This is a genomic window from uncultured Psychroserpens sp., assembly GCF_947500255.1.
Taxonomy (GTDB): Bacteria; Bacteroidota; Bacteroidia; order Flavobacteriales; family Flavobacteriaceae; genus Psychroserpens.
In genome coordinates, this window is the sequence record NZ_CANMRL010000001.1 from 794,867 (window position 1) to 815,893 (window position 21,027).

Genomic DNA, 21,027 nt, shown 5'->3' on the forward strand with positions numbered 1-21,027 from the left:
TATGAAAAAAATAGTAATCAAACTATTGATGATAATTATAGCAACAGGTTACACTACACAAGTAAATGCTATATCTGTAGATACAACTAAACGAAATAAGGACGATTATTTCAATGTGCATTTTGAAGGAGATATTGTGGTCTCAGAAGATGACAAAAATATAATAAGTATCTCCAATTATGGCTTCATAGAAATAAAGCAATCCTCATTTGGTGTTGAAAGAAGGCTTGTTATTAAATCTGATAATAATGGCGGGCTTATTAAACAGTTTTTTATTAAAAATGAAAAGCAAAACTTTGTTCCTAAGGGAAAGAAATGGTTGTCAAAAGTGTTACCAAAAATTATTAAAACAACATTTCTTGGAGGCAAAAGTCGAGTGGATAGGTCATTTAAAAAAGGAGGCGTCAATGCCGTATTAAAAACTATAGAAGATTTATCTTATGATTTTGTAAAATCAAAGTATATTGATTTTCTTCTCAAAAAGCGACTATCTGTTAATGAATTAAATACAATATTAAAAAACTTAAATGGGCTTATAAAGCAACAACTTTATATATTTGAGGTATTAGAGAAAAATCAAAATAGTTTTCTGAAAGATTCCCGAGTAAGCGCTACATTCATAAAAACAATCTCTCAATACGAATCAGACTTTTATAAATTTTCTTTACTTCAAAATGCTATCAAAACGAGCAACGAGCTTACAGAGATGCCAAGCTCTCAAGATATAATGGCTATTTCAAAAAGCATTACCTCCGAAAATTACATAACAAAATTATGTTATAGTTTAATTGAAATTCAGGGCGCAAATAAATCTCTAGATCAAATTTTAACTCTATTTAATCAAATTAATTCTGAAGAGTTCTACAGTAATAATGTTATAAGAAAAATTTTAACCCAATCATTAGACATCTCAGCATTAAGAAAACTACTTATTGCAATCCAAACGAGTCCACAAAAAGAATCTAACGCCATAACTTTTTATGAATATGTTTTTTCTCATAATACCTATACGGAAAGTGAAATATTAGAAATACTAAACACTATTCTAAAAAATACGGTTAAACCTATCAGTTTATACAAATCAATGATGGGAGTTTCAAAAACTATTTCAAAATCAACTGAAAACGTAAAAGAACAATATCGAAAAATTGCCATGAGACTAAAACCCAATTATGAATTTTACTATGATAAAGTACTAAATGCCATTGAAAAATAATATATCAATAATACCATTTTTAAAAAAAAGTATAAGTAAAAATATCTTTACGCTTTTAATTGGCTTTTTATTTGGAGCTCTAATAGGTTCTTTACTATTACTTGATATCTTTAATAATGATTTTGGTTGTATGGTTATTATATCTGGAAGTACAGGAGCCATAGCTCTGTGCAGCGTAAACTATATAAATACAATACTAGATAACAAAATATCCTGGAATAAGAACATAATTACACGCTTTATATTTAGTATCATCCTAAACTTTATTATCGTTTTTATCGTTTTCATTTGCATTTTAATGATTTATAGAGCGCTGTTTTTTGATTCCGTTGTTTTTAGTGTTTATAAACAAGATATTTTAAAACTAGGCATTACACTTCTTTTTATAATGTTAATGTACACTATAGGTCATTTTGCTTTATATACCTACTCTTTCCATACCTTATCAAAACTAAAATTAATAGAACAAGAAAATCGACAAATCAACTTAAAGTTAGAAACATTAAAATCACAGCTTACCCCTCATTTTTTATTTAATGGATTAAATGCAATATCATCTTTAATTGACAAAGACAAACTTGAGACAGAGCAATTTATAAGGCATCTGGCTAATCTATATAAATCAATACTAGATTCAAGTACAACAGACTTAATTTGTTTGAAAAAAGAGCTAGAAATTGTAAAATCATATACGTTTTTATTTGAAGCAAGGTTTCAAAATAAGTTTTCATGTATTATCAATGTAAATGACAACTATTTAAAACAAAAGATTCCTCCTTTAACACTGCAATTACTTGTTGAAAATGCCTTAAAACATAATGAATTGAGAGAAGACAACCCTCTTTTAATAACAATATCCACAAATCACAAAGGGGTTTTAGTAAAAAATAATATCAATAAAAAAAGAAATCTAGAAGAGTCTTTACACATAGGAATGCACAACATAGTTGAACGCTATAAATTATTAGGAAAAAAAATTACAAACATTAATAGTGATGAAGAGTTCATTGTTGAAATTCCATTTTTAGTATGAAAAAAATGCTCTTAGATCATCCTGGCTTTCGTTTGCTTAATCCCATATTTAATGGAACCGCAGTATATTTACTTATACTCTTAGTAAATAATAGTCTAGAACAACTTCATTCTTCATTTATAAGTAACGAACTGTTTATTTGTATTGGTTTATCATATATAACTCTAGAACTGCTAAGAGTAGAAATCATTGTATTTAATAAAACACGGTTTTCTCAGGGTATGATTAGTTCTATTTTATTACAAATATTTTTCGCAATTATGGTTTGTGTATCCGCAGTAACAATATCCATAAGTATTTACTATACTTACATTTTTGGCTTTCTTCCTAGCACCAACGAAATATTGCTATTTAATTGTGTTTTTTCTTTAATTACATTAACTCACATTTTATTGGTTATAAGCTCAAATTATTTGCAAAAATCAAGAGCCCTAAAGCTTCAGACAGAACAACTAAAAAATGACAATATAAAACGTAATTATTCTGATTTTAAAAAAGAAATTAATCCGAGTCTATTATTTTCAAGTTTAGAAGCACTTATCATCTTGGTGAAATTAGAAGATCATAAATCAAATGATCTAGTGAATCACCTAGCCAGCTTGTATAGATATACCTTAGTGCATAAAACTAGACAGCTAGTTTCTTTTAATAAGGAGTTACAAATTTGTACTAAACTACAAGCACTTATAAATACCATTCCACATAAAAATATTTCAATAGTGAATCGGGTTTTATTATTAGATTTCTTAGTGGTTCCTGGTATTCTTTTACAAACAATGCAAAAGGTCATTAATAGTTCTATAACCAATTCTAGAATCGAATTTGTAATTGAAATAAATGACACAGACAACGATATCATTTTAAAATACCTTAAAAATGATCGATTAAATAAAAAGCTAATCATAGAAAGTTTAGGTGATATTCAAAATATCTATTCAATATATACTGAACGACAGATTCAAATTATTGAAAAAAATGAGTTCAGAATAATTAGTATACCAAAATTGTTAACCACAAAATAATAGATATGAATGTAGTAATTATTGAGGATGAAGTTTTAGCCTCTGATAAACTAGAACGCTATCTGTTAAAATATAACTCTAAAGTTAAAATTGTTGCTAAAATAACTAGCGTAGAAGAAGCTATTAATTGGTTTACAATGAGTAGTATTCATTACGACATTGTATTTATGGATATACAGCTAACAGATGGACTAAGTCTTGAAATATTTAATAATGTAATCATAAAGAAGCCTGTTATTTTTGTTACTGCCTATGATGAGTTTGCCATTGATGCATTTAAGGTAAATAGTATAGATTACATCTTAAAACCCATCCATTTTACAGATGTATCTACAGCTTTAAATAAACTTAAAAACATGACCTCCTTTTACTCTATAAATGAAAGTATTACAAGCTTAAAAAGAGAGGTTGAAAAAAGAAAAAACAAAGAGCGGTTTATGGTGAAATTAGGAAACTATATTCATACTGTAAATTCTGAAACAGATATCGCTCTATTTTATGCCGAAGGCAGAACGATTTACCTTATCACAAATCAAAACAAGAAATATATTATTGATTTTACCATAAAGGATTTGGTTAAAGTTTTAAATTCTAAAACATTTTTTAGAGTGAATCGAACATTTATAGTTAGTATAAATACTATTGCCAATGTTATTGTTTACTCAAACAGTAGATTGAAGATTAATTGCAAAGTAAAAACAGATGTAGCAATTATAGTAAGCCGAGATAATGTTGGAGATTTTAAAAAGTGGTTTGAAGGTGATTTAATATTCTGAAATAAGCAATTATAACCACATGTATCCTAAAGGCTATTTCTATTTTAGAATGTCTAAACAAGCACAGTTCTTATCATGAAAACAAAATCATTTCTTATAACTCTTATGTGTTTTGCTATGTTTCAACTGAACGCGCAGGAACAGGCAAAAGCCGATGCCATTATTGTTAAATCTGTAAATGCGTTAAAATCCATATACTCAATAGAATATGAAGTTGTTCAAGAAAAAAATCATGAATTGCGACCAAACATTAATGCCACTTTCATATGTAGCAAAGATGAAAATGTTGAAGATGTTGCTTTTGGTAAAGTAATGGTAATTGCCAAAGGCAATATTGAACAAAATGGAAAAACCGAAGAATTTGCTTTTTCATATGATGGAGATCAATTCAAGTATAATAAAGGCAAAAAGTTTAAAAAGGTGCTCAACACACCTGCTAAAAATTTAGTCATCTCTTATTTGATGCCCTTCGTATATAGTATGAATGTCCTTCCTTATACAAAAAATAGTTATGCCAGTAAATCAACCCGATACGAATACCTAGGTAAAGAGCAATATAATGGAGAACAATGTTATAAAATCAAAGCTAGTATCTTAAAGAACGGTCAAAAGAAAGTAACATATACTCAATATTGGTACATCCAATGCGATAATTACTTACCAATAGGATTAACCAACAAGGCATTTACTCAGAAAATAAACATAACAGCTCTAAACAAAGAATACCCAAAAACGGTATTCAATATTAACCCTTAATACTATATTTTACGTTAAGTAACTAACTAATTTATTACATGTATTAGTTTTAGGTGTGGACTCTATGATGGTAGAGTTCACATCTTATATAAACCTCATCCAAATGCAAAAACATAGCTTAAATATAAAAGGAATGCTTGTGGTTTTATTATTAACATCACTCCAGATTAATGCCCAAAAAAAGGGAGTAGCGTTTACTCTCGATTTAACAACAGACACATCCAAAGACACCATTCTTGTAACAGGTAAAATCCTTAAAAAACTACCACGAAAGAGTCATATCTTTCAATTTGCCTCTACAGCGCCAGGTGCTTACCAAACTATGAATATGGGACGATTTGTAAATCACTTTAAAGCATATGACAAAAAAGGGAATGAAATTGATGTAGAGAAAATCAATGTAAATCAATATTACATTTCAAAACCAAGAAAAGTTTCTAAAATAGAATATAAAATTGCAGAAACATGGGATACGCCTGTAAAAGAGTTTCCTATTCATGCTATGTGTGGATCTTCATTAGAAAACGATCATGCGTATATAAGCCTGCATACTGTTATTGGATATTTTGAAGGTACTCAAAATCGTTCAATACACATTCAGTTTTTGAAACCTACATCATGGGAAGTAGGTACGGCATTAAAAGAAACCAATGGTAAATATTATGCTGAAAATTTTGACCACGCCGTAGATTCTCCCTTTTTATTAGGAAAGCTCTCTAAAGCTGAAAAATTAGTGTCTGGAACTAATATTGAAATCTATACATACTCTCAAAACGATAAGATCAATTCTAGTCAAATACTCAATGGTATGTCAAAAATGATTTTGGCAACTGAAGAATTTCTTCAAGAATTACCTGTAGACCGTTATGTGTTTCTATATCATTTTGAGCCAAATACATCAAAACAGTTAGGAGCGTGGGAGCATTCATATAGTTCTCAGTATGTTTTACAAGAATCGGAACCTACCGAACCTTTTATGAAACAAATTCAAGATTTAGCCTCTCATGAGTTTTTTCATATCGTAACACCTTTAAATATCCATAGTGAAGTTATTGAAGAATTTAATTTTAAATCACCTGTGCCGTCTCAACATTTGTGGCTATATGAAGGCGTTACAGAATGGGCCTCTAAAATATTGCAATTTAGAGCTGGTTTAGTAAACTTTGAAACATTTCTTGAAGAACATATTAAAAAGAAAATACAGATTAACAAAAATTACTTTAATCCAAAGTGGAGTTTAAAACAAATAGCCGACAAGTCTTTTACCGAAGCAGGTGCAAGGGAGTACGGGAATATTTATTTCAAAGGCGCTCTTACCGCCTTATTTCTTGATATAGAATTATTAGAGTTAAGTAATGGAGAATTAGGTCTTAGAGAATTGCTTCAAAAACTAATTAAAAAATACGGTAAAGGAAAGCCTGTTTCAGAAGAAAACTTCATTAACGATTTGGTAGAAATGACCTATCCAGAAATTAGAGCTTTTTTTGATGAATGCGTTTATACAGACAAAGAGTTGCCTTATGATAAGTACCTGGAAAAAATTGGGATTGTTTATGAGCAAAAAGAAAGCAGTGTTTCTAGCATAAAAATATATAAAACTGAAACCCCTACTCCAATGCAAGAAAAATTATTTAATGCTTGGAAAAGTAATTAGAGTTATGAAAAAAATATACCTAGCAATTGTGTTGATTATTCCATTAGTCATGCATACACAAGAAAATAATAATGCATCTGAAATAATACTAAAATTCACAAAAAAAATTGAGCAGATTAAAACTATTAAATATAATGCTCGCTTAGAGGAAAAAGCCACTAACAATGGTCCTAATAAAAAGAGTTTTTCAATTCAATCCAAAATTAACTACAAGGCACCATCAGCAAAAAACATGAAAGATTGGAAAGCTTTAGTTGATGCCAATATATGCTATGACGGCGAAGAGACCAAGATTAAATATGCATATCAAAACAATACCGTTTTTATAGATCATTCAGGATACACTAATCTTATCAGAATAAATGAAGGCAGTATAAGATCTGCGGTAAGATATATACCTCTAAGCCTCGTAACCTTAAGCATAGATAATCAATCAGGAAGTCTTATAAAAAATAAAGACTATCTATTGCATGATATAAAACATCAGCTGCTCGGAGAAGAAAAGATTAATGGCATAAACTGTTACAAAATAAAAGAAATAAAAGTATCAAAACACTCAAAAAAGATTGAAAAGAACCAAAGCTCTAAGGTGCTTTGGATTGGGAAAGTTGATTATATAATTAGGGCTTATGAGACTCATAAAGTATTTGTTTCATACACAATAACAGATATAGATTTCATGCCAAATTCGGATGATTACAATATTGATAGTAATAAAAAAGAGGTTTTCATCACATCTCATGATGAGATATTTAAACGTCCAAAAAAACCACTCTTAAAGGTTGGGCAGGCCGCTCCAAATTGGGAATTATATTCAGGAAAAGGAGAGCTTAAAAAATTGTCCGAATTAAAAGGAAAAATAGTAGTTTTAGATTTTTGGGGTACTTGGTGTGCACCCTGTATTAAAGCTATGCCAACTATAGAAAAACTTCATAAAAACTATCTTAATAAGGATGTCGTGGTAATTGGTATTTCGGTTAATGACGCCATTGGTGATGCCGAAAAATTCTTTTCCGAAAACAATTACACTTATTTGCATCTTAGTCAAGGAGATCAAGTCGGTTATAACTATAATGTTAGAGCATATCCTACTCTATACATTCTAGATAAACAAGGTAAAGTTTTGTACTCTGAGATTGGGTTTAATTCAAAATCCTACGAACATTGGAAAAGTGTTATTAATAAGCACCTATAAATGAGCAGTATTCTATCTCCGAATAAAACAATTTACTAATGAAAAACACATCGACTAGTCTTATTTCTCTTGTGATTTATTTATACTTGGTGTCAAACGTAATTTATTCCCAAAACTCTAGCTCATATAATAGACTTACAAATCAAAATTTAGCAATAACCCTGTGTGATGAAGACGCTGATGGGTATATGTCTATTAATGTTCATGAAATAGAAAACTACGTTATACAAACAGTAGGAGTAGAAAATAATTATTTTTTAGAAGAAGTATTAGTTTCAAGTTCAACCGGAAATATTTATTCTATTTATTCTACTTCTAATGATCCTTACATTTCTACATTATGTAATTTAAATGGAAGTTTTTCAGATATAGCAGTTAACTCAAACCAACAAGTTTTTGTTTGCGATGATTATTCAATAATTAGCGTTGATAATAATTGTAGTGCTTTTTATTATGACGATTCTTCTTTTCAAAACAATGCACTTTCATTTGACGATTTAGACAATTTATATACAGGTAACGGAGTTGAATCTCGTATATATAGATATAGTAATATTAATGACACAACACTATCTAATTATGAACTTTGGCATGATTTCCAAATGGGAACTTCTGGAGGTGATTTTGTGTTACTCAATAACAAAATGTATATATCATGGAGATTAGCTAATGACAACTTTAGACTATATGAAGTAACTGTAAACGAGGATAGAGATTATATCTCCCATATTGATTTAGGTCAACTACCTAATCAAACTTACGGTTTGGCATCAGAATTAGGTAGCCTTTATGGTGTGACACCTAATAAACTGTTTAAAATAAATCTGTCAGATTTTACATTTTCAGATATTATTCAAAACCCCAATCCAGAAGACAAATGGTTTGGCGCAGCAGGATTACATGAAGCTATAGTATTTGACATAAATACATATTTAACTTTAAATGATGCTGAAAATGAAGTGAATAGTATAGCTGGAACTTGGACAAACATAACACCTGGAGAAGAAACTCTCTATATAAGAATAAAAAGTACAACTACTGGAACAGATGATATTATTATTTTAGATATTACTATTTCTTCTTATCCAAACGTTAATCAACCACTAGATCTCATAAAATGTTTTGATGATGTTCTTGACCTATCTGAGGTGTCCACTCAAATGCAAATAAATCCTGATGATAATTTAACCTTTACATATTATAATACAGATCTTGAAAGTAATAATGTTAGTAACCCCTTACCTCTTCAATATAGCAGTATTACAAATCTGGAAACTCTCTTTGTTAATGTAGAAAATAATAACGGTGGTTGTAATTTGGTTTATAGCTTTCAGGTTATAAATAATGACATTCCGCTTTTACTTCCATTATCAAGTATGCAATCCACTTTAATACTTGATTTTTGTTACTTTGATGAAAACAGTAATGGGTATTTTAACCTAAACGATATTGAAAATGATACCATTTTAAGTGAAGGGAACTTTGAAACCACATTTTATTTAAGTCATTTAGATGCCGAAAACGATACTAACGAAATATCAAACATCTACTATTTAGAAAACCCTATTCAAGAAATTTTCATTAAAGTCACCAACGAACATGACTGTTATACAATAACAAACTTTTACTTAGACATAGATTGTTTTACTAATATTGAGATTCTTTCTATTGTTTTTCCAAAATTTTTTACACCAAATGGAGATAATCTAAATGATTTTTGGAACATTAAAGGTGCAACAGATAGAATAAAAAGAGAATCCATAATAACGATATTTGATAGATATGGAAAAATGCTATTCTCTTTTATACCCGATTCAATAATTGGTTGGGATGGTACTTTCAATGGTCTCCAACTCCCTGCATCAGATTATTGGTTTGTCTTCAAAACTAAATCTGGATTAGAAAAAACGGGGCATTTCACATTAAAAAGGTAATTGAATACAATATTTAAAGAATTGACCAACTTATTTGTTGAGTTTCTTCTTCTAAAAACCTTACACTTTTATAATGTTAAGACATTCCACTACATTAAAACAACGTTTCGTTACAAATCGTTTTTCTAAACTAAGCCGCTCATTTAATTTAGATACCATATCTAAAAAAATCGACAATGATAACATCAAATACTTTTAAGACACTATTTGTCATTGCAATATTATTATGTTTAACCTGTAAAAATAATCCTCATCAGGTTGAAAAAAGCGTAAATGAAATTCATCAAACTATAACAGAAACTGCAGAGTATATCACAAAAGAAGATTTTAGTCGGTTATTTAAAGAGACAGATTCTATTGCCACAGCCAACGCCCATATTTGGGATAAAAACATATATGGTCCCATGCTCTTTATTGATCATAAAACAAAAACATATTATGCCAATACAAATCCAGACAATGATAGTTTTACACCAGGGTATAAATGCTTTGAAGGAAAGTTTCCTAAAGAAATAATTGTAAATGGAAACACAAATATAAATTGGAAAGAAAAAAAATGGGCTGTATTAGAATTACCACTATCAAACATGCCTCCTCTATATGCCAAGTTATTAAATCTTCATGAATTAAGTCATATTGCCTTAGGAGAGCTAGGGTTTCCAAAACATACTGTTGATATCAGTCATTTAAATAAATACAAAGGACGATTATTAATGCGTATAGAAATAGAGTTGTTAAAACGGTTTATAAACTCCAATCAAAAAGACCTAAGTTTAATAAAGGATGCTTTGTCTGTTAGGAAAATAAGACATATGGAATTCCCTCTCTATAAAGATCAAGAAAATAGCTTAGAACTCAATGAGGGTCTTGCAGAATTTATGGCATTGAGCATTGCAACCGATTTTTATGAGCAAAGCTATACCTCATTTTATACAATGCTTATAGATAATTATATCAATCTCGATAACTATAATAGGCAGTTCGCCTATTTTTCCATACCAATTTATGGTAATGCTATTAATAAAATAGATGCTTTGTGGCATAAAAAAATAACACCTAAGACAAATTTGACAAACTTTTTTTCCGAAAAACTAAATCTAACAAGTAATAACGATATAGAATATTATATCTCTAAATACGATTTACATAAAATCTCAGACAAAGAGTTTAAACGCGCCGCTCAACAACAAAAAATAACAGATACAATTATTCAAAACTACAAAATACAACCACATTTATTCGTGCCTTTTTTTAAACAGAGTTTTTCTGCTATGCCTCCAGAATATAGTATTGAAAATGAAGGGAGGTATTTTGGTGGCGTAAAGCTTCAAGATTCATGGGGAACTCTTAATGCTCATAGCGGTATTTTAATATCCTTAGATTTTAAAAGCTGTTATTTAAAGGCCCCAAAAACAATAACTAAAGACAGTATCGTTGGTGATGGCTATGTATTGCGATTTAAAGGCGATTTTGAAATCGTAAAAGAATCAGAAATAAGATATGTTTTAAAAAAGAAAGAATAAGCAACTTTAACCACTTCAAAGGTCTTCCTTTAATATAACTTTACTAGACAATTTTATCAAAGATTTTCATAGTTATGAAAAATAAAGCCTTTAGTTGCGTCGTAATATTAATTATGTCTCTATCATGCAACAAAAATGCAATTGAGCCATTTACAATTGATGTTAATATAAAAAATCCAGTCAATGGAGAGGTTATCGTATTTATCGAAGATTCTCTAAAGAACGACAGAACAAAATGGGAAGTCCAAAACATAAATTCAAACGGGAAATTTCATTTTTCAGATACAATTAACGAACCAAGGTTTTATTATTTTCAATTAGGAAAAACACCTGTTTATAATGATCTCATAGTTTTCCCAGGTGATAATATAAAAATTAATATTTCTGATGAAGAAATGGATATTGAAAGTAATAAAAGTCAAATACACTTAACAAAAACATTTCATCAATTTAAAATGGCAGATGTAGAGGAGAAAAAAGAAATTTTCAAGAGTAAACTTAGAGGATCTCCAATAATTCTGAAAGCATTAGAGGTATGGCCTTACTATCTAGAATTAGATGATGAAATAACAGAAATAATTGAAGATTTCATAAGCACTCATCCAGATTGGAATATTACTTCACTTATAAAAAAGGAATATTTTAGTCTAAAAAGAACATCTATAGGTTCTTTAGCACCTAATTTAATTTTACCCAACTCAACAGGCGATTCTATTTCCTTGAAAGATTATAGGGGCAAGTTTATTTTACTCGATTTTTGGGGTACTTGGTGTAAGCCATGTATTAAAGAAGTTCCAAACACAAAACTGCTATACAAAAATTTAAAAAATAAACATTTTGAAATTATAGGAATTGCTGTACAAACCGATAAAGTGAAATGGGAGAATTTTATTAGCAATAATGAAATGACTTGGACACAAGTAATTGATCAAGGTAAATCTTCTAATAATTTATTTAAACTAAATTCATTTCCATCTACATTCTTGATTGATCCTAAAGGAAGAATTATTGCTAAGAATTTAAGACCACACAATAATTGGGAACAAACAATAAATGAAATCTTAACTAATAATTAGTATTGTTAATAATATCAACTCTTGATGAGTTAAAATCAAAAAAGATAATAATGACAAAACTCATTCAAAGAACAAAAACTGACAATAAGCAATTTTCACCACATAAATAAGCACTCATTTTACTTCTTTGCACCAAACAAAAAATTTAAACATGAAAAAAATACTATTACTCTTATGCGTAACATGTACTATTAACATCCTAAGCGCACAAGATAAAGAAACTACTACTACTACAACATATTTCTTCATTCGTCATGCCGAAAAAGCTAATGATGGTAGTAAAAATCCGCATTTAACAGATAAAGGAAAAGAAAGAGCTGCACATTGGGCAAACATTCTTAAAGGATATAAAATAGACGCTGTGTATTCTACAGATTACTTTAGAACAAAAGAAACAGCAGAACCAACAGCTGAAGCTAATAAACTAGAAACAACATTATACGATCCAAGAGCTTTTGATCTGCAAAAATTTGTTAATGATACCAAAGGCAAAAATGTACTTATTGTAGGTCATAGTAATACAACACCAATGTATGTCAACACATTTATTGGTAAAAACAAGTATGGCCAAATTCAAGAAAATGATTATGGTAACCTCTATATTATTACCATTAAAGACAATGTTGTTAATGATCTTCAACTCTGCAACCTTTAATATGTTATGAAAGCCCTTTATAGAACAATAGTATTTATTTTTTTATTCATGAGTTGCTCATTGGCTTTTTCGCAAGAGTTAAACCTTGATGATCCAAATATTATCTATAAAACTCCTGATGGCACTATACTTAGCAAACAAGAAGTAGAAGATATTAAAGAAAAAAAAACACCTTATAAAACATATAACAAACAGCTATCTAATGGAAAAACAGTTGTATATATTATCAAAGGAGAAGTCTTAAATGAAGCCCGGCAAAAACAATCAGAATCTCAAGATTGGATTAATAAATGGACTGGAAAGTCACTTCCCAAATTTTCTCTGAAAAATTTAAATGGTGAAACCACAACCAATAATACAATTAAAGGCAAAGTAACTGTTTTAAACTTTTGGTACACCAAATGCAAACCTTGCATAAAAGAAATGCCCGAATTAAATAAACTAGTTGATAAATACAAATCTCAAAACGTCGTGTTTTTTGCTCCAAGTATTGATGATGAAAACGAATTAAAAGATTTTGTGACAGCAAAAGAAAACAACTTTAAATATCAAATACTTTCAAACTCAAGAGCTTTAAACTACGAAACTGGTCTCAATTTTTATCCAACACATATGGTAATAGATACCAAAGGAGTCATACGTGATATTATTATTGGGTTTGATGAAAACATCAAAGAAAAATTATCGCAATCAATCAATAACTTGTTAAAATGAAAAAACATCTTTTACTTTTTTGGGTCCTTTTATTTGCTCTCACCATAACAACTGCTCAAACAAGTGCACCTGACTTTGATGACAAAAATATTGTATACAAATCTGAAGAAGGTAAAGTATTAACCAAAGATGAAGTGAAAACACTTTACAAAACCTATGGAGGTGACAATGTTCAGATGAAATATAAAATGAACAAAGGCAAAATGGAAATTGTTTTAAAAATATTGGATAAAACACAAAAAACAAAAATTGATAAGCAGCACCAATTAAGCAGTAAAGATTGGAGAGCTTCTAAAATTGGAAAACAATTCCCTGAGTTTTCCTTAACAAGCTTAATAGGACAAAAAATCTCTAATAAAACCACGAAAGGTAAAGTCACTGTTCTTAATTTTTGGTTTATCAATTGTTTGCCTTGCATAAAAGAAATACCAGACCTAAATAAGTTAGTAGACAAATACCAAAATAAAGACGTTTTGTTTCTAGCTCCTACGTATGAAACTAAAGAGGATTTGGTCGATTTTTTTGAAACTAGAGAAGAAGGTTTTGATTATGATGTATTATTTAATGCAAAGCCATTACTAAAAAAACTACTGGTATCATCCTACCCTACTCATATTGTTGTTTCAAAAGAAGGTATTATCACAGATGTTCTAATTGGTTATGATACTGATATTGTAAGTAAACTCTCAAAGGCCATTAATACTAATCTTAATTAAAGCTGATATGAAATCTATTCTTTTTAAAGTTGTCAATTTTCTATTACTCTTTTCTTTGAGCGTATTAAATGCTCAAATAGATACTAATGACCTTAATACAATATTTAAATCAGATACTGGAAAAACTTTGACAAAAGACGAAGTGGAAAAATTTATTTCTGAAAGACCTTTTAAAATGGCACACCGTATTATAAAAAATGGAAAAAAAGAAATTATACTTTCCATGCCAAAGAGTAAGTAATAAATTTTCCGACATACAATTATGTTTATAAACATAAAATGATTTAAAAAATGAAAAGTAAAATAAGGCAACGATCAGAGTGAAAATTTATAAAAAAGATGTTTTAGTTATTTTATTGTTATCGTTAGGTCTTACAGTCATAATCACATTTGTATTGTATCAGACTGGTATAGCTCAAAAAGAAATTTTAATTGAAGATAGTTTGGGAAGAACAATTACTAAAGAAGAATTTGAAAAAATGAAAAATAATGATAAAATTTTTATGTCTTCTCGTAAAGATTCAATAAATAGAAATATATACACAATATATACTGAAGCTGAAATAGCTAAAAACAAGCATTTAGATAACAGAAAATCCTACTATAATGATTTAATAAACAAGTCTATTCCAGATTTTAAACTCAAAAATTTAAATGATAAAGAATTTTTAAATAATGATTTTAAAGGAAAAATTACTGTTTATACTTTTTGGTTTACTAAATGCCAACCCTGTATTCGTGAAATACCAGTTCTTAATAATTTAAAAAATGAGTTTAAAAACGTAAACTTTGTATCAATGACGTTTGAAAACAAGCAAATTTTAAGTGATTTCATAAACGAGAATGATTTCAAGTTTATTAACCTTTACGATACAATGGAACTTAATAAAAAGCTTCAAATTCAATCTTACCCTTTACATATTGTAACTAATAAAGATGGGATAATAAAGTTTGTGTTTTCTGGCGGGATAAATATTGAAGAGCAATTAACAACCAAAATAAATAAGCTTCTAGACTAACATGCGCAAACTATTTATATATATCATTTTGTTGATAACCTCCCAAGTTGCCGCTCAAGATTTTAAACTAGATTTGGATAATCCTAATTTGATTTTCAAATCTGAAGAGGGTAAGGTTCTTGCAAAAAAAGAAGCTGAAGATATTATATATAAAGGTGCATTTAAATTAACTCAAAAGCAATTAAGCAACGGGAAAATTGAACTCACAATTATTCCTGTTAAAGGTGATGTTAACGACGATACAAATAAGAAACACACGACATGGCTAAAGCATACTTTAAATAAACCATTTCCAGAATTTTCATTTACAACTTTAAACGGAAAGACGTATAATGAAAATGATTTAAAAGGTAAAGTAACAGTGCTTAATTTTTGGTTTATTCACTGTTCGCCTTGCATTCGGGAAATGCCAGAACTTAATAAGGTTGTAAAGAAATTTGACAATAACTCAAATGTTCAATTCTTAGCACCTTCATTAGACTCAGAAGAAACACTCAATGAGTTTTTTAAGAAAACAAGTACAAAATTCACATATCAAGTAGTACCAGATGTAAATGACTTTGTTAAAGGTTTTAAAGTTAAAGGTTATCCAACACATTTAATCATAGATAAAAAAGGAATCATAAGAGAGGCCATTATTGGATACAGAGATAATATTTATGATGTGTTAAGTCAAAAAATCAACTCATTACTTTAAACAATTTATCCAACACATATGATAGCAAATCAACATGGTTAAACTTAAACTAAATAAAAGTGATTTTTTTAAAGGCTTGCTAGAAAGTGTTTTGGTTATATATGTATCCTCTTCCATGTTTCTTTATGGTGCACTTAAATATATGCAATTTGGAGAGGCTCCCTACGCCAATGAAATTGTAAAAAACCTAACTAACATGGAATTGATGTGGGCTTTTTATGGTCGCACATTAACATTTCCCATAATCATTGGCCTTTTTGAATTACTGGGAGCAGGTCTATTAGTGCTACGCAAAACAAGAATTATAGGTTGTTTCATATTAACGGGTATCTTAATAAACATAATTATACAAGATATAATTTACGATGTACTATGGTGGGCATTAGCATCTGCAATTGCATATCAAAGCATAATCCTATATATACTATGGATTCACAGATTCGAGGTAATAAAAGCTTTTAAAATCATTAACAACATTTCAGGTAAGAAATCATTAACAAAAAACATCCTCCATTTTATCATTGGACTAGTTATTTCAATATGCATAAAGATAACTATAGGGCTATGATTTAAGAAGTAAATACAAATAAAAGAATACAAAAACTATACACTGAATTTAGAAATTAATTGTTTGATATGAAATTAAGTAAAGTTTATTTAAAAAACACCACACTCCATATGATTATTGTTGCGTCTATAATTACTGCTTTAAGTGTCATTTTTAATGTGATACATGTAATTTTTGAATTAAAGCTAACAGGTCACTTTTAACAGTTATTATAGGTGAAATATTATCACTAGATACAAAAATGAGGCTAACGGTAAGTCAAATCAAGAAATTAACAAACTACTATAAGTAAATTATAATGAAATTTTTAATACCATTTTTCCTATTAATCTCAATGTCATCTCTAGCTCAAAATGAGATATTTGAGACACTGAAACAACAATATTCTTTTGAATTTGATAAAAAAAACAAGCTAGATTCAATCGATTTATCTTCAAAGATGTCTGAGGTCAAAAATCAAGGTGTTCGTAATACTTGTAGTGCCTTTGCTTCTACAGCATTAGCAGAATTTGTTATTCAAAAAGATCTAGGAAAGACCTATGACTTGTCTGAAGCTTATGCATACTACAATGCAAAAAAAACGGTTTTAAGTAATTCGTTTTTAAAACAATCTTATGAACCCGTTGATGGCTTATGTGGCTATTTAGCTGTTACAGGTTTTCAAAATGGTTGTATGGAAGAAAGTGAATGGATCTATGACGGTAGTGCTTCCTGGAAAGAATCAAATGCCAAAAACTGTAAAACAGATAATGGAGTCTCATCAAGAGAATGTCATACAGGAGTACCTCCTCAAGGCGCAAAAACCTTAGATATCAACTTAAAAATTGTACATATCCCACTTGAGGAAATTGATGAATTTATTCTATCAGAAAAGCGTCCAGTAGTTGTTAATATATGGATTTACAAAAACGGTATGGATGTTAAAACAGGTGCATTAACTATTCCTGATAGTCCTGTACTAATGGGAGGTCATGTTGTTTTAATTACAGGTTACAATAAAAAAACTGAAATGTTCTCTTTTAAGAATAGCTGGAGTAAAGATTGGGGTGAAAATGGTTATGGGACAATGTCTAAAAAGTACCTTTTAGAACACTTTGAAGCTAATAATTTAATAGCACAAATACCAAACTTGACAAAAGACCAACAAGAGTATGCTACCAAAGTATCTATGGGAGCATCTGCATATACGATTAAGAACTAATTATATAAAACTAAATAAACAAACATTATGAAGCAAAAACTACTCATTTTATCTATCTTATTTTCTGTAAACATTTATGCTCAAGAATTTGGCACCAATGATTTTCGAATTAGTGATATGGGAGACAATGGAGCAACAAATTTCTTTGCATTTTTCCCTGAAGTTGCCTACAGTGATATAGAAAACAAATATCTTGTTGTCTGGTCTGCAGATGACAATACAGGAACAGTTGTAGATAATGAATTTGAAATTTATGGACAATTCATATCAGATAACGGCACCGAAACTGGTGTTAATGACTTTAGAATTAGTGTTACAGGAACCGATGGTGAAACACAGCTTAGAGCAGAAGACCCTCATGTAGTTTATAATTCTACAGATAATGAGTTTTTGGTAGTATGGAGAGGAGAAACATCTGTAGACAATGAATTCGAAATTTTTGGACAGATTGTAGATGCTAATACAGGAAATCTTGTTGGTGCAAATTTCAGAATTAGCGATATGGGTAATGAAGGCGATACTTCATTTGGAGCTTTCCTCCCTAGAGTTTCATATAGTGCTACTTCCAATGAATACCTAGTGATTTGGGAAGGCGACGAATCTATTAATAATAAGTTTGAAATTTATGGCCAGCGCCTTTCAAATTCTGGCGCCGAAATTGGAGTTAATGATTTTCAAATTAGTCAACAGCTTCCTTTAGCAGATGCAAATTTCGATGCTAGAGGTCCAGATTTGATTTGGAATTCCATAGAGAATGATTTTTTGATTGTTTGGCAAGGAGAGACCAGCACAGATGACGAAAAAGAGATTTATGGACAAATCTATGACCTAGACTCGCAAAGTATATCGGGTTCTAATTTTAGAATAAGTGATATGGGACCAGATACTAATATCAGTTTTTTTCCTATAAGGCCTCGTGTAGCATATAATGCGACTGACAATGAGTATTTAGTTGTTTGGAATGGAACCGATACTGTTATTAGCCAATTTGAAGTTTATGGGCAGCTACTATCAAGTTCAGGAAGTGAACTTGGCAGTAATGACTTTCAAATAACAGCTGTAACAGCTACCGATAGTAATTTTGACACAGCTTTTCCAGACGTCGTTTGGAACAATACAAATAATGAATATATGGTAATCTATAGAGCAGACTTCACGCTCTCTGAAGAAGAAGTTTTTGGTCAAAAATTAAATGCTTCAGGAACTAATAATAGTACTTCTTTTAGATTAAGTGATATGGGAGATGATAATGACAGTTCATTTAAAGCTGATAGTCCAGCAATTGCAACCAACAATCAAAATGCCTATATAATTACGTGGTACGGTGACGATAATATCCCTCCTCTTGTAGGTAATGAGAATGAAATTTTCATCCAAATGTATGGAGACAGTACTCTATCATTACATGATGCGCAAATAACTAATAATATTAAAATATATCCAAACCCTAATACTACAAGCGTTTTAACTATCTCAGGATTGCAAAACATTGATGGAGTCTCATTAGATATATATGATATCCTTGGGAAAAGGGTTTTTAACAATGTAACTATTGAAAACAACACGTTAAATCTATCTAATCTAAAATCTGGTCTGTATTTAATGAAATTTACAGGAACTAATTTAAATAAAATTATAAAACTAGTTGTTAATTGAAGTATGCAAATATAAGCCCAGTAATTAGTTTAATGATTAACCTATAATTTACCTTAATATCACTCTCAAAAAAAATTGAATAACAATTTGTAGATATAAAATAATACGATGAAAAAGCAATTATTGTTTCTAGTAATTTTTATTAATCTAATAGTTAATGCTCAAGAGCGAACCTATGTCCAAATGCAAATTGATGATAGTTATAAATCAAAACTACTATCACCAATATGGGTCAAAGATAGTATTGGTATTGCTCCTGGAAATGTTCAATTAAAAATTAAACATATGACTATGAATAGTGTAGTTTTTACTATTCCAACGTATGAAGGTGAAAAAACAGTGAAATTAAAAGCAGGTTCAACCTTTACTTTTAAAATAAAGCGAAAAAATGACCTCATTCTTCCATATACCATTAAATATATAACTGAAATAAGTAATGAAAAAAAAACAAAAAGCTTGTATTGGATATCAAATTATAGATTAACTGGCACATTTAAAACAGCTGATTGTAATTTCAAAATTTCTATAAGGGATATGGATGGTAATGGAATATTTGAGAAAAAAGATAGTGAAATAGGAACTAATCTGTCAATAGATATCAATAATGACGGAAAATTTTATGGTAAAAATGAACACTATACTACTCATCAATTAATTAGTTTATGTAATGTTACTTATACGATCAATATATTATCTGAAGAGTACACATTAATTTTTAAGAAAAATTCAAGACCTATACCAAAATTGGGTGATAAAGTTATTCCCTTTATTGAAAAATCTTTTGATGGAATAACTATTAATTCTAATAATTTATTAGGAAAACCTTTAATTTTAGATTTTTGGGCCTCATGGTGCCTCCCTTGCGTAGAAAAATTTCCTCTTCTAAAATCTATAGAAACAAATTATAAAAAGGATTTAAATATTATCACAATTAACATTGATTACCCGAATAGAATAGAAGCTGCTAAAAATATATTAATTAATTATAAAATAGACTGGCCAACAACTATAGATGGGTTGGGTAATGAAAATGTATTATGGAAATTTTATGGAAGTGCTTATGGGCATAAACAAATGACAATACCACTATATTGTATTTTTGATTCTCATGGAATATTAAAATACGTTGGAAATGGAGGAGAGAATCTTAATAAGATAAAGAATATATTGAAATCAATTAAATAGCTTATTTCCTTAATAATCCTTTGAATTTTTTATCAAATTAAAAATGCGAATAACTAAAATAGAATACTCGCATTTTTATATTGCATATTAATGTTTTTTATTTCCCTAACATCAACAACTCATTACAAATTATCTCGGTCGTATAGCGCTTTTGTCCGTCTTTATCATCCCAAGAACGATTAGTGAGTTTACCTTCTATTGCAATTTCCTTTCCTTTGCTCACGTACTCTTCTACTACTTTTACTAGTCCGCCACGAACCACAACATTGTGCCAATAAGCACGCTCTACTTTATTCCCATCTTTATCTTTATAGCTATCGTCTGTAGCTAATGAGAATTTTGCCATTTTGTTTCCGTCTTCAAAGTTGATGATTTCTGGATCTTGTCCTAATCTTCCAATCAACTGTACTCTGTTTCTAAGTGTGTTCATA

The 21,027-nt window shown here is 29.4% G+C and carries 20 protein-coding genes; 19 read left to right on the forward strand and 1 reads right to left on the reverse strand.

Going from position 1 to position 21,027, the window contains the following annotated elements; genetic code table 11:
* Nucleotide 1 precedes the first annotated feature (1 nt).
* The 19 genes from Q0783_RS03395 (at nucleotide 2) to Q0783_RS03485 (ending at nucleotide 20,596) form a co-directional block, all read left to right on the forward strand.
* Complete coding sequence (locus Q0783_RS03395) at nucleotides 2-1,216, forward strand: hypothetical protein (RefSeq protein ID WP_298893325.1); 1,215 nt, start codon at nucleotides 2-4, stop codon at nucleotides 1,214-1,216.
* Complete coding sequence (locus tag Q0783_RS03400; protein ID WP_298893327.1) at nucleotides 1,206-2,249, forward strand: histidine kinase; 1,044 nt, start codon at nucleotides 1,206-1,208, stop codon at nucleotides 2,247-2,249. Before Q0783_RS03395 ends, Q0783_RS03400 begins: the two co-directional genes overlap by 11 nt.
* A complete protein-coding gene (locus tag Q0783_RS03405) occupies nucleotides 2,246-3,271 on the forward strand; it encodes a histidine kinase (RefSeq protein ID WP_298893329.1) in 1,026 nt (341 codons plus the stop codon). The genes Q0783_RS03400 and Q0783_RS03405 overlap by 4 nt, the downstream gene beginning before the upstream one ends.
* A 5-nt stretch (nucleotides 3,272-3,276) precedes the next feature.
* Nucleotides 3,277-4,047: a LytTR family DNA-binding domain-containing protein gene (locus tag Q0783_RS03410; RefSeq protein ID WP_298893332.1), complete on the forward strand. Its 771-nt coding sequence runs from the start codon at nucleotides 3,277-3,279 to the stop codon at nucleotides 4,045-4,047.
* Between the two features lie 117 nt (nucleotides 4,048-4,164).
* A complete protein-coding gene (locus tag Q0783_RS03415) occupies nucleotides 4,165-4,803 on the forward strand; it encodes a hypothetical protein (protein WP_298893334.1) in 639 nt (212 codons plus the stop codon).
* Nucleotides 4,804-4,906: 103 nt separating this feature from the next.
* Nucleotides 4,907-6,457, forward strand: coding sequence for a hypothetical protein (locus Q0783_RS03420; RefSeq protein WP_298893336.1), 1,551 nt, complete (start codon nucleotides 4,907-4,909; stop codon nucleotides 6,455-6,457).
* Nucleotides 6,458-6,461: 4 nt separating this feature from the next.
* Nucleotides 6,462-7,652, forward strand: a complete 1,191-nt coding sequence (locus tag Q0783_RS03425; protein WP_298893338.1) for a TlpA disulfide reductase family protein — start codon at nucleotides 6,462-6,464, stop codon at nucleotides 7,650-7,652.
* 38 nt (nucleotides 7,653-7,690) lie between these two features.
* Nucleotides 7,691-9,586 carry a T9SS type B sorting domain-containing protein gene (locus Q0783_RS03430; protein WP_298893340.1) on the forward strand — a complete coding sequence of 632 codons (1,896 nt, stop codon included), beginning with the start codon at nucleotides 7,691-7,693 and terminating at the stop codon, nucleotides 9,584-9,586.
* 176 nt (nucleotides 9,587-9,762) lie between these two features.
* A complete protein-coding gene (locus Q0783_RS03435) occupies nucleotides 9,763-11,109 on the forward strand; it encodes a hypothetical protein (protein ID WP_298893343.1) in 1,347 nt (448 codons plus the stop codon).
* A gap of 74 nt (nucleotides 11,110-11,183) precedes the next feature.
* Nucleotides 11,184-12,185: a redoxin domain-containing protein gene (locus Q0783_RS03440; protein WP_298893345.1), complete on the forward strand. Its 1,002-nt coding sequence runs from the start codon at nucleotides 11,184-11,186 to the stop codon at nucleotides 12,183-12,185.
* Between the two features lie 151 nt (nucleotides 12,186-12,336).
* A complete protein-coding gene (locus Q0783_RS03445; RefSeq protein ID WP_298893347.1) occupies nucleotides 12,337-12,840 on the forward strand; it encodes a phosphoglycerate mutase family protein in 504 nt (167 codons plus the stop codon).
* A 48-nt stretch (nucleotides 12,841-12,888) separates the two neighbouring features.
* Nucleotides 12,889-13,554, forward strand: coding sequence for a peroxiredoxin (locus Q0783_RS03450; RefSeq protein ID WP_298893349.1), 666 nt, complete (start codon nucleotides 12,889-12,891; stop codon nucleotides 13,552-13,554).
* A complete protein-coding gene (locus Q0783_RS03455) occupies nucleotides 13,551-14,270 on the forward strand; it encodes a TlpA disulfide reductase family protein (protein WP_298893351.1) in 720 nt (239 codons plus the stop codon). The genes Q0783_RS03450 and Q0783_RS03455 overlap by 4 nt, the downstream gene beginning before the upstream one ends.
* 7 nt (nucleotides 14,271-14,277) lie before the next feature.
* Complete coding sequence (locus Q0783_RS03460; RefSeq protein ID WP_298753915.1) at nucleotides 14,278-14,511, forward strand: hypothetical protein; 234 nt, start codon at nucleotides 14,278-14,280, stop codon at nucleotides 14,509-14,511.
* Between the two features lie 79 nt (nucleotides 14,512-14,590).
* Entirely contained in the window at nucleotides 14,591-15,289 is a 699-nt protein-coding gene (locus Q0783_RS03465) for a redoxin domain-containing protein (RefSeq protein ID WP_298753913.1), read from the forward strand.
* A 1-nt stretch (nucleotide 15,290) separates the two neighbouring features.
* Nucleotides 15,291-15,986, forward strand: a complete 696-nt coding sequence (locus Q0783_RS03470) for a TlpA disulfide reductase family protein (RefSeq protein ID WP_298893352.1) — start codon at nucleotides 15,291-15,293, stop codon at nucleotides 15,984-15,986.
* Nucleotides 15,987-16,852: 866 nt separating this feature from the next.
* Complete coding sequence (locus tag Q0783_RS03475; protein WP_298893354.1) at nucleotides 16,853-17,755, forward strand: C1 family peptidase; 903 nt, start codon at nucleotides 16,853-16,855, stop codon at nucleotides 17,753-17,755.
* Between the two features lie 27 nt (nucleotides 17,756-17,782).
* Nucleotides 17,783-19,411 (forward strand): T9SS type A sorting domain-containing protein, encoded by a 1,629-nt coding sequence (locus Q0783_RS03480; RefSeq protein WP_298893356.1) that lies wholly within the window; start codon nucleotides 17,783-17,785, stop codon nucleotides 19,409-19,411.
* 108 nt (nucleotides 19,412-19,519) lie between these two features.
* On the forward strand, nucleotides 19,520-20,596 hold the full coding sequence (locus Q0783_RS03485; protein WP_298753905.1) for a TlpA disulfide reductase family protein: 1,077 nt from the start codon (nucleotides 19,520-19,522) through the stop codon (nucleotides 20,594-20,596).
* A gap of 97 nt (nucleotides 20,597-20,693) precedes the next feature.
* On the opposite strand, the gene ssb is transcribed toward Q0783_RS03485, so the two are convergent.
* The gene (ssb, locus tag Q0783_RS03490) at nucleotides 20,694-21,026 is read right to left on the reverse strand and encodes a single-stranded DNA-binding protein (RefSeq protein WP_298893358.1); all 333 of its coding nucleotides are present in this window, start codon (nucleotides 21,024-21,026) and stop codon (nucleotides 20,694-20,696) included.
* Nucleotide 21,027: the final 1 nt, after the last annotated feature.